This is a genomic window from Actinophytocola sp. (assembly GCF_036555685.1).
In the GTDB taxonomy this organism is placed as follows: Bacteria; Actinomycetota; Actinomycetes; order Mycobacteriales; family Pseudonocardiaceae; genus Actinophytocola.
Genome location: NZ_DATBKY010000034.1, coordinates 1 through 9,161, shown reverse-complemented (window position 1 = coordinate 9,161; position 9,161 = coordinate 1). Strand labels below are relative to the sequence as shown.

11 protein-coding genes and 2 pseudogenes are annotated in these 9,161 nt (G+C 66.4%); 7 read left to right on the top strand and 6 right to left on the bottom strand.

Features of this window, described 5'->3' with window-relative positions; translation table 11 throughout:
- Together VH969_RS03605 and VH969_RS03600 are read right to left on the bottom strand one after the other, a co-directional pair.
- On the bottom strand, positions 1-296 hold a 296-nt coding region (locus tag VH969_RS03605), incomplete at its 3' end, for a hypothetical protein (protein ID WP_331970280.1).
- Between the two features lie 29 nt (positions 297-325).
- Positions 326-619 (bottom strand): winged helix-turn-helix domain-containing protein, encoded by a 294-nt coding sequence (locus VH969_RS03600; protein ID WP_331970277.1) that lies wholly within the window; start codon positions 617-619, stop codon positions 326-328.
- Between the two features lie 322 nt (positions 620-941).
- On the opposite strand from VH969_RS03600, the gene VH969_RS03595 reads away from it, so the two are divergent.
- Together VH969_RS03595 and VH969_RS03590 are read left to right on the top strand one after the other, a co-directional pair.
- Positions 942-1,484, top strand: a complete 543-nt coding sequence (locus VH969_RS03595) for a hypothetical protein (protein WP_331970274.1) — start codon at positions 942-944, stop codon at positions 1,482-1,484.
- Positions 1,485-1,761: 277 nt separating this feature from the next.
- On the top strand, positions 1,762-3,555 hold the full coding sequence (locus tag VH969_RS03590) for an alpha-amylase family glycosyl hydrolase (protein WP_331970271.1): 1,794 nt from the start codon (positions 1,762-1,764) through the stop codon (positions 3,553-3,555).
- A gap of 182 nt (positions 3,556-3,737) precedes the next feature.
- Here the strand turns inward: VH969_RS03590 and VH969_RS03585 are convergent.
- From VH969_RS03585 to VH969_RS03570, 4 genes and pseudogenes are all read right to left on the bottom strand, one after another.
- A pseudogene (locus VH969_RS03585) lies at positions 3,738-4,628 on the bottom strand (acyl-CoA desaturase); the annotation flags it as partial.
- A 258-nt stretch (positions 4,629-4,886) separates the two neighbouring features.
- On the bottom strand, positions 4,887-5,276 hold the full coding sequence (locus VH969_RS03580) for a hypothetical protein (RefSeq protein ID WP_331970268.1): 390 nt from the start codon (positions 5,274-5,276) through the stop codon (positions 4,887-4,889).
- 39 nt (positions 5,277-5,315) lie between these two features.
- Positions 5,316-5,789 (bottom strand): hypothetical protein, encoded by a 474-nt coding sequence (locus tag VH969_RS03575; RefSeq protein ID WP_331970265.1) that lies wholly within the window; start codon positions 5,787-5,789, stop codon positions 5,316-5,318.
- Between the two features lie 8 nt (positions 5,790-5,797).
- Positions 5,798-5,956: a barstar family protein gene (locus tag VH969_RS03570; RefSeq protein WP_331970283.1), complete on the bottom strand. Its 159-nt coding sequence runs from the start codon at positions 5,954-5,956 to the stop codon at positions 5,798-5,800.
- A gap of 146 nt (positions 5,957-6,102) precedes the next feature.
- On the opposite strand from VH969_RS03570, the pseudogene VH969_RS03565 reads away from it, so the two are divergent.
- From VH969_RS03565 to VH969_RS03545, 5 genes and pseudogenes are all read left to right on the top strand, one after another.
- A pseudogene (locus VH969_RS03565) lies at positions 6,103-6,277 on the top strand (IS3-like element ISMysp3 family transposase); the annotation flags it as partial.
- Between the two features lie 656 nt (positions 6,278-6,933).
- Complete coding sequence (locus VH969_RS03560) at positions 6,934-7,137, top strand: cold-shock protein (RefSeq protein WP_331970262.1); 204 nt, start codon at positions 6,934-6,936, stop codon at positions 7,135-7,137.
- 168 nt (positions 7,138-7,305) lie between these two features.
- The gene (locus VH969_RS03555) at positions 7,306-7,800 is read left to right on the top strand and encodes a DUF5994 family protein (RefSeq protein WP_331970259.1); all 495 of its coding nucleotides are present in this window, start codon (positions 7,306-7,308) and stop codon (positions 7,798-7,800) included.
- Positions 7,801-7,877: 77 nt separating this feature from the next.
- Positions 7,878-8,453, top strand: coding sequence for a GNAT family N-acetyltransferase (locus tag VH969_RS03550; RefSeq protein WP_331970256.1), 576 nt, complete (start codon positions 7,878-7,880; stop codon positions 8,451-8,453).
- 16 nt (positions 8,454-8,469) lie between these two features.
- Positions 8,470-9,045 (top strand): DUF6292 family protein, encoded by a 576-nt coding sequence (locus VH969_RS03545; protein WP_331970253.1) that lies wholly within the window; start codon positions 8,470-8,472, stop codon positions 9,043-9,045.
- The last annotated feature ends 116 nt before the right edge of the window (positions 9,046-9,161 follow it).

Sequence of the window (9,161 nt, the reverse complement as noted above, 5' to 3'; positions counted from 1 at the left end):
GACTCACCAGGCGCGGGCCGCGTCACGGCGGGACGGCTCGTCACGTCCTCGCTCGCGGCGTCCACCCGACCGCGGCGGTCGAGGATCTGGATCAGTTGCTCGTCCGGCTCGCCCACGGCCAGGCTCGGTGCGCCGCCGGCGAAGAGCACTGCCGCGATCTCCCCGGCCCGGATATCGGCGACGGCGCGGACGCTGCCGGTCAGCGCGGCCCGCACGACGCGCACCAGGGTCACCGCGCCCAGCAGCAACGCCACGCCGACCACGGCAACCGCCCCGGCCGTGGTCCGGACCCGCACCGTGCTAGGCGCCGAGACTCGCCTCGACGTCACCCACCGGACAACCGGTAGCCGGCCCCGCGCACGGTCTCCACCGCCGCGGCACCGAGCTTGGCCCGCAGCCGCCGCACGTAGACCTCGACGATGTTCGGGTCACCGTCGAAATGCACGTCCCACAAGTGCTCGATGATCTCCACCTCGCTGGCCGAGTTGGTCCTCCGCGCCGGCATCCGGATCCTCGGGCGGTTGGGGAACGCGGAAAGCACCAGAGCAGGCGCGGTGACGCTCGGGAACCGCAGGAAATTCACCAGCTCCAGCCCTTCGATGGCGGCAGGAGGCAACATTCCAACATCCCCGCCACGCCGGGTTCACGAGCTGAAATACAGCTGTATGCCGTCGATCCAATAAACGCGAACAGTCTTCACCAATGGGTCGACCTGGAGTGCACCAGCATGAACCTCCGGACGAGGTGATAGAGGCAATCGGCGAGTCCGGAATAAATTCGATCTTTACTGGCTGAGTTCGGTCGCGGAAGGCCCTTCGGCCCTGTCGGAGTCGTCAACGTGAGCGTAAATTTGAACACTGGACTCGGGGATCCTCACTGGCCGCATCCGTGAGCGAGAGTGCGGTGCCTGCTGTGCGAAGTTGAGAAAGGCGGGGAGTGGAGTGCAACCGGGCGAAAACGTGCAGGAGCGAATTGATCGCGAAGCCAAGGCAGTTAGATCGGTATTGGCCGAGGTGGAGCAACGTCGCCGCGAGGCGGCTGAAGCTGGGCTTTCGTTCACGGCCCTCACTGAAGACCAACTGTTGCGCAAGTTGCGCTCTGTCAACAGTCCCATGATCGTATGGCAGTCCTGGGGCTCGGGATCGCCTGGTTCCAGCATCGCCTACAACGTGGGCATCAACAACCCGGACCCGACCGACTGGGTCTCGCTGTTCGGGCATGTCTTCGTCGGCAGCGCCAACGTTGCGCCCGATATCGGTGACGCACTGGCGCTTGTCGACACGAGGTTCCCTCGGTTGACGATGCCAGCTTTTGCCGGGCTGACCGTGAAGGCGGCAACTACCGAACAACTGAACTTCAGTCTGAAGATTCCAACCGGTATCGACCTCACCAACTACATGGGCAATTCCGTCCTCTACCAGGCGACGTGGCATGATCGCGCGATTTATCTGGATCGAGGGTTGTTTGTCTTCGCTGTGAATTGATCCTGGTCACGTCGACCTGAGTGTCGAGCGACGGCTGGTGTCGGCGCGCCCCGCTCGCGGCACAGTAGAGAGGTGCCGGCGGATACCACGGGTCGAGCCGCAGAAGCGCCGTCGGCACTGCCTCATGATCGGTGAATGGGGTCCTTGCATAGCTCGTTCCAGGGCACGGGCGCAGGCCGGATGGTGCTGCGTAGCCACCCCTGGCTGGTCGGCCGTGTGCAACCCGCCAGTAGCTCGGCACGATGCAGAGTGCACAGGCGTCCTCGAGGAGGTCACGATGAGCGCTGTTCTCGGCGCGATTCCTCATGCGGGCGGAACAGAGTTCCGGGTATGGGCGCCGAACGCAAGCGCCGTGGCGGTCGCGGGATCTTTCAATGCGTGGTCGGCCACTACGGATCGCCTTGCCCGCGAGACAGATGGGTGTTGGTCTGCCGATGTGGCAGGTGCAAAGGCGGGGGACCACTACAAGTACGTCATCGAGTACGACGGTGTGGAGCTGCAACCCTGGCGGTCCGATCCCTGGGCGCGGTCGATGACGTCGTCTGTGGGCGACTCCGTTGTCTATGGCCCTGAGTTCGACTGGGGGTTGTCGACGTTCCAGATGCCTGCCTGGGACGAGCTGGTGATCTACGAACTGCATATCGGCACCTACCACGACGAACCACGCGGCGGTCCCGGCTCTTTGGCCGACGTGGTCGACCGGCTCGACCATCTTGGCGAACTTGGCGTCACCGCGATCGAACTGCTCCCGCCGGCCGAGTTTCCCGGTGGGTTCTCGTGGGGGTACAACCCGTCCTCGCCGTTCGCCGTGGAGTCCGACTACGGCGGGCCGGACAGCCTCAAACTCCTCGTTGCGGCCGCGCACGGTCGAGGTATCGCCGTGCTGTGCGACGTGGTGTACAACCACCTGGGGCCTGGTGACCTGGGCTTGTGGCGCTTCGACGGGTGGTACGAGCGCGACAAGGGCGGGATCTACTTCTACAACGACGAGCGTGATCTCACCCCGTGGGGCCACAATCGGCCGGACTACGGCAGGCCCGAGGTCCGGCGCTACCTACGCGAGAACGCGCTCGGCTGGCTGAAGGACTTCCGCTTCGACGGCCTCAGGTTCGACGCGACCAACTACATCCGCAACATCGACGGCGGCTCGAACCCCGCCGCGGACATCCCCGACGGATGGCGTCTGCTGCAGAACATCAACGATGAGATCAACAGCGACCAGCCGTGGAAGATCAGCATCGCCGAGGACATGCAGAACAACCCCTGGCTGACCAAGGACACAGGGGCGGGAGGAGCAGGGTTCGACGCGCAATGGGACTCCACCTTCGTGCACTCGATTCGATATGCGCTGACCCGTGTGTCCGACGACGAGCGGGACATCCGGATGCTGGCCATGGCGATCGCCAACCGGTACAACGACGACGCCTTCGAGCGGGTCGTCTTCACCGACAGCCATGACGAGTCAGGGCGGCTGAACGGCAATCAGCGGCTGCCTGAGGCGATCGACCCTGGGCACGCGGACAGTTGGTTTGCCAAGAAGCGATCAACCGTCGGTGCGACTCTGGTATTCACCAGTCCCGGGATCCCCCTTATCTTCCAAGGCCAGGAGTTCCTCGAGGACGGCTCGTGGCACGACGACGACCCGCTCGACTGGACCAAGCGTGACCGTTACGCAGGCATTCTCCAGCTCTACCGCGATCTGATCCGGTTGCGCCGCAACAGCGGCTACACGACCCGAGGCCTGCGCGGCCAAGGCCTCACCGTGCACCACCTCAACAACACCGACAAGGTGATCGCCTTCCACCGCTATGCCGACGGCGGCCCGCGCGACAGCGTCGTCGTCCTCGCCAACCTGGCGAACAGGAGCTACCCCAGCTACTCCATCGGAGTACCGAGAGCGGGGGAGTGGAAGGTGCGATTCAACAGCGACTGGAACGGCTACGACCCCGCGTTCAGCAACTACTACAGCGGGGATGCCACAGCGCGGCCCGGCGCGATGGACGGAATGGCATACGTCATCGACATCGGCGTCGGTCCCTACACCGCTCTAGTCCTATCGCAAGACACCTGACGAGTTGGGAACGTGTCGACGGCGGATCGAGTCGCCTTCTGGCCGTGGGGGGCCGTCCGGCCCTCGTCGCTACCGGAGTGTTTCTCGTCGGCCTGATTGGCGGCATCGTCGTCTTGCGTCTGGTTCCGCCTGAGTTCTCGTTCGGTGTCGGTTCGGGAGACGGGTTCGGCGGCGGGTGGGCGGGGCTTGAGTTTGCGGGCGAGGCGTTCGGGTCTGGGCCAGCGGACCTGGGAGACCCAGCCGAGCTTTTCGAAAAGCCAGATCAGCCGGGCGGAGATGTCGATCTGACCGCGGCGGACGCCGTGGCGGGCGCATGTGGGGTCGGCGTGGTGGGAGTTGTGCCAGGACTCTCCCATCGAAGCGATCGCCAGCGGCCAGAAATTCGCGGACTTGTCCCGCGCCTCGAACGGCCGATCGCCGATCAGGTGACAGATCGAGTTCACCGACCAGGTCACGTGGTGCAGCAACGCGATCCGTACGAGGCTGGCCCAGAAGAACGCAGTCACCGCGCCCCACCATGACATTGTGATCAACCCGCCCAGCATGGCCGGTGCCGCCAGCGTGATGACGGTGAGCAACGGGAAGAGCCGGTCGACGCGCCGGATGTCGCGGTCGGCGAGCAGGTCGGGGGCGAACCGCTGGGCGTTGGTTCGCTCGCGGTTGAACATCCAGCCCATGTGCGCGTGCCAGAAACCCTTGACCAGCGCCGCAGGTGTGGTGCCAAATCGCCAGGGGGAGTGTGGATCGCCTTCCTTGTCGGCGTACGCGTGGTGTCGGCGGTGGTCGGCCACCCAGCCGATGACCGGTCCCTGCATCGCCGTGCTGCCCACGACCGCGAGCGCGATCCGCAGGCCGCGTTTGGCCTTGAAGGCGCCGTGGGTGAAGTAGCGGTGGAAGCCGACGGTCACACCCAGGCAGGTGACGGTGTAGAAGAACGCGGTCAAGCCGATGTCGACCCAACCCAGCCCCCAGCCCCAGGCAAAAGGCACTGCGGCCACCAGGGCGAGCAGCGGCACGATCGCGAACACCTTCACCAACCATGCCTGTGTCGCCGTCTTCTGTCCCGCCAACATCGGCTCCGGGCCGTCGGCGGGAGCTCTTCGCGGGTGGGTCCGGTGGTCTCGGATCATGGTCATGGCGCTACCTCCGGCAACTCGATGGAAGCTGTACCGGGGGTCCCAGGCAGCGGCTTCGGGCGAGAATTGACCGGTCGGATGCGGTTAAACCTGCGCTGATCCACGGGCTTAGATGCGTTCTGGTGTGCAACGCGGCACCGCCGCGATCGAGCGTCGGCATGATCGGCCTCGGCGTGGCCCTGCGTAGCACACCGGTCACCCGCAGGGCCGCGTGACGGGCCATGCGGCGCATGACGGCGAGTCAGTGGACCGTAACGTCCGGCACGGACATCGTCGACAACGGCGCGTTGACGTTTCAGATCTGGAAATGGGCGCGCAGGGTTGTGCCGTCGTTGTCGGTATGCACTCGAACGAGGTCGGCGAGGTGGTTGACGAGCAGCAGACCGCGGCCGCGGGTTTGGCCGGGACGGGCGGGACGGCGCCGGCAAGCGGATCGGTGAGTACGCCGCGGTCGCGGACCTCGAGGACGAGATGGCCGTTGCTGGTCCACAGGCGCATCGTGCCGGAGCCGCCGCCCTGATCGATGCTGTTGGCGAGCAACTCGGTGACCACCAGCTCCACATCCACGATCCGGTCGTCCGGCATGCCGGCGTGGCCGGCGTGGGTGCGGGCCAGCCGCCGACCCTATGCGACGTCCGTGCCGGTCCTGACCTCGACAAACGTGGGGCGCCTCGGCGGGCGTCGCGCCATCGACGTCCAGGGTGCCTTCCGATCCGCGCGGTCCCAATCGGGTTGCTCGGCGTCTTCAGCCGGGTCTGCGTAATTCGGCGTTGAGCTGTTGGGCTTCATAGAGCTGACCGTGGCCTCCACAGCGTTCGACGACAGCCCGCGTCGGGAGTTCAGCCACTCAGCGTCGTTCCATACGACCGGCGTCGCCCCGTCCGCCGGAGAGCTCAGGCGCGGATCGTCGGATTGGACCAGGCACATCATCCGGTGCCCGATCACCAGGGCGTTGCGCGTGTGCCGAGCGAAAATGTCCAGCATGACGTAGGCGACGTGTGGCTCCGCAGCGGCGAACTTGTCGTAGCGGCGCAGCACGAGCACGAACCCGCAGGCGCCGAGACCGGCGCCACGATCGCCCGAGACGACCTCGCCCATGCAGTCGCTCAGGGCGTCGAAGTCCCACCGTAGTAGTCGGGGAAGCCCAATGCCTCCACGATGTCACGGTGGAGATCCGTTTCCCGCGTCCATTCGCCGGCGTCGATCTGGACAATCTGATAGCCGTGCTCGCCAAGCCATACGACGGTCGTCTCCAGGATCGTCACGTCCCAAACGTGGCAAACCCGTTCCGCAGGAGCATAAAGTCCAGCTCCGCAGAAAGCTCAGCATCCGGGATCGAAGACAGCCATCGACGCCGAGCTTAACCCGTCGGGAGGGACGTGAACCATCCCGGGACGTTTCTATAGATATCTCTGTCCACTTTGGAGAGACTGTGTCGCTGTCCGGGCTACGGCCGGTCGATCGGCAGCATCGGGGATGCCCACGACAATGCCCTGGCCGAGACCACAATCGGGCTGTACAAGAACGAATGTGTCCGCCACGACTCCCCGTTCCGGCGCGGTCCGCTCCACAACGTCTGCGACGTGTAGTAGTCGTACCGGCGCCGCAGCAGCCCGGCGACCCGCGCCTGGTTGCCGGGCAACGTCGCGGTCACCGCCGCGGCCGGTCGGCCGGTGCGGAGAAGCGGACGGGGCGCGCTCGGTCGCTGGAGGCCGTGCGTGGTGCGGGCTGGTCGGGCGCAACGTGGCTGAAGACCGTCGGTGTGGCGACGGTCTCGAGTGGATGCATCGTCGTTGTCATCGTCGTGGTTCTAGGCGCTGTCATTGAGAGGTACTCCTTCGGGAGGTGGGTTCAGCGTGCCCAGCCGACGTGGTGATCCACACGACTCCGGCTTGGCGAGAGAACTGGAGGGGCTGTTCCTGGCGATCGGCGGCGTCGCAACCGCACCAGACATCGCCCTGACCTGGCAGTGAGGCCCGTGCCGACTACGCTACGCGAACGAACCTGATCGCGCCAGGGACCACGGGCTCCGGCACGCTCGGATGCGCCAAGTTGACCGCTTGTCATGGCGCGTGCTCTACTGGGAAACGGTTGAAGTTTTTGTGTTCGTTGTTTCATTCGACGCTCGCAAGGATTTGAGCGAGCGTGTTCTGGTGTCATTTTCGGTTCCTGTTCCGCGCGCTGACCGACCCGGCACGCTTGTTGGAGTGTGCTGAAAGCTTGATGCGACAGGGAGATTCACATGGCCCAGGGCACCGTGAAATGGTTCAATGCCGAGAAGGGCTTCGGCTTCATCAGCCCGGACGACGGCGGTCCGGACGTCTTCGTCCACTATTCCGCGATCGCCGGCGGCGGCTTCCGCAGCCTGGAGGAGAATGCCCGCGTGCAGTTCGACGTTGGCCAGGGCAACAAGGGGCTGCAGGCCACCGGCGTGTCTCTCGTTTGACGCCCCGTCTGCACGAGAGGCGTCTACCAGGCACGGAGCGCGGTCCGTTTCCTGGTATTCGGGTGTAGGCTCGGATTGCCGATGGCACCTCGCATGCCGGCGCTTGGGCCGGTTTCGTCCTTGGCGAGCCCGTCCGGTCGACGTCTCGACCGGGGAGGGAGCACGGGCATGACGTCGGTCCCGCAAGGTTCCGCACCCCCCGAAGCCGATCCGGCAGAGCAGCCGTCGCGCGTACATCTGAAGCCGGCGACGCCCACTCCGGGGGACCAGGGACACGTCGACGGAGCCTGGTGGCCCCGTCCGCGGGATTTGGCCGCCGAGTTGCCGGCGTTGTTCGCAGCGCTGGCAACTCGGCTCGGCACCATCGAGCGGATGGCCTACAACCTCGGCGAAAGGCAGCCGGCGCCTCGGCGGTTGGCCACCGGCACGACCCGGGTCACACCCGGCGGCTTTCGCTATCAGGCTGCGAACACCGTCGACGTCATCGGTTCCGGCAGCCGCCGGGTAACGCTACTCGTGGAACCTCCGGAGACGTCCGACGCGACCGCGAGCAACATCGCGCTCGCCGCCGCGGACGCGCGCAACATCGAGCGTGTCGATTCTTTGCTGGCCCGGGTCGCCGGGCGCAACGGGATGCCGCGACCGCGGCCCCCATTGGAGTGACGAACACTCTGCACTGCTCGGATTCCTTGTCTCGAGCAGCCCTACCGGCTCGACACGGAGATCGAGAAGAGCATGCCATGGCGATTTCACCGACCCTGATCACCGACCGGCTGACGCTCCGTCCGTGGCGACTGGACGACGTATCCGCTGCGCTGGAGACCTACGGCCATCCCGACGTCGCCCGCTGGCTGAGCCCGGCGATGAACCGGGTGCCCGACCTTGGCGCGATGCGCCTGCTGCTCCGGCAGTGGATCGCCGAGGACCTCCGGCTCGTCCGGCCGGCCGGGCGGTGGGCGATCGAACGCACCGACGAACACCGGGTCATCGGCGGGGCCGTGCTGCTGCCGCTGCCGCCCGGCGACGAAGACCTCGAGATCGGCTGGCAGCTCACCCCCGAGGCATGGGACAACGGGTACGCCAGCGAGACGACGTTCACGCTCGCCTCCTGGGCGTTCGAAATGGGCGTCGACGAACTGTTCGCCGTCGTGCGGCCCGAGAACACCCACGCCGCGGCAACCGTCCGGCAGAACGGCATGCACTGGGTCGGCGAGACCACCAAGTACTTCGGAGTGGACCTTCAGGTTTTCCGGCTCCGGGCGGCCGACCTCGACCGCGCCGCGCCGTCCGCGCACCGGCCCCCCAACTACGCCTGACCAGACCGGAGGCACCATGACGCCGACACCGCACGACGACTGCGGACCGATGTCCCAGTTCGCGAAGTCGCGCGCGCGAGCGCAACGGGAACGGACTGAGCAGCGCAACCGCGCGGTGCGCACGGTCGCCGGCCACGCGCGCGACCGGAACGAGTTCACCGGCCTGCTGTCGATGCTCGGTCTCGACGACGGGCGAGGCGGCTCGCCGACGTTGAGCCGGTCGCTGGCCGCCTACGTGCAACGGGTCGCCGCCGCAGTCGGCGTACCGGTCGACGCCGTCGGGTACGAGGTGAGCGACACGGCCACCGCGTACCTCGGCCTGACCGATCGGTTGCCCGAACACGCCGGCCGCGACCTGATGCTGGTGTGGGACGAGCGACTCGGCTGGTACATCGGAGTGGAGACCCGTCCCGACGAGACACCACTCGTACTCGGCTATCTCGCCGGCGAGACCGTGCCGCCGCCGGCGACCGTCGCGCAGTTCGTCTCCGAAGCCGTTGCCGGTCGTCGAATCGAACGGCTCCGCCCGGTCGTGCCGCCGGCCGACCGGATCACACTGGCCAGGCGGATGGCGGCCCAAACGCAGTCCTGACGTCGTGTCGCATTGAAGAACCGGGCGCGCCGAACATGCCGTGCTCGAAGTCGGCGCCCTCGTCCCACTGCGTGCCGGGCGCGATCTCGAAGGGGCCCATCTTCGGCGTGACGTCC

Coding starts and splice junctions, on each gene's coding strand:
- VH969_RS03590 (WP_331970271.1), top strand. CDS start 1,762: ATGAGCGCTGTTCTCGGCGCGATTCCTCATGCGGGCGGAACAGAGTTC.
- VH969_RS03560 (WP_331970262.1), top strand. CDS start 6,934: ATGGCCCAGGGCACCGTGAAATGGTTCAATGCCGAGAAGGGCTTCGGC.
- VH969_RS03555 (WP_331970259.1), top strand. CDS start 7,306: ATGACGTCGGTCCCGCAAGGTTCCGCACCCCCCGAAGCCGATCCGGCA.
- VH969_RS03600 (WP_331970277.1), bottom strand. CDS start 619: ATGTTGCCTCCTGCCGCCATCGAAGGGCTGGAGCTGGTGAATTTCCTG.
- VH969_RS03545 (WP_331970253.1), top strand. CDS start 8,470: ATGACGCCGACACCGCACGACGACTGCGGACCGATGTCCCAGTTCGCG.
- VH969_RS03550 (WP_331970256.1), top strand. CDS start 7,878: ATGGCGATTTCACCGACCCTGATCACCGACCGGCTGACGCTCCGTCCG.
- VH969_RS03575 (WP_331970265.1), bottom strand. CDS start 5,789: ATGGGCGAGGTCGTCTCGGGCGATCGTGGCGCCGGTCTCGGCGCCTGC.
- VH969_RS03580 (WP_331970268.1), bottom strand. CDS start 5,276: ATGCCGGACGACCGGATCGTGGATGTGGAGCTGGTGGTCACCGAGTTG.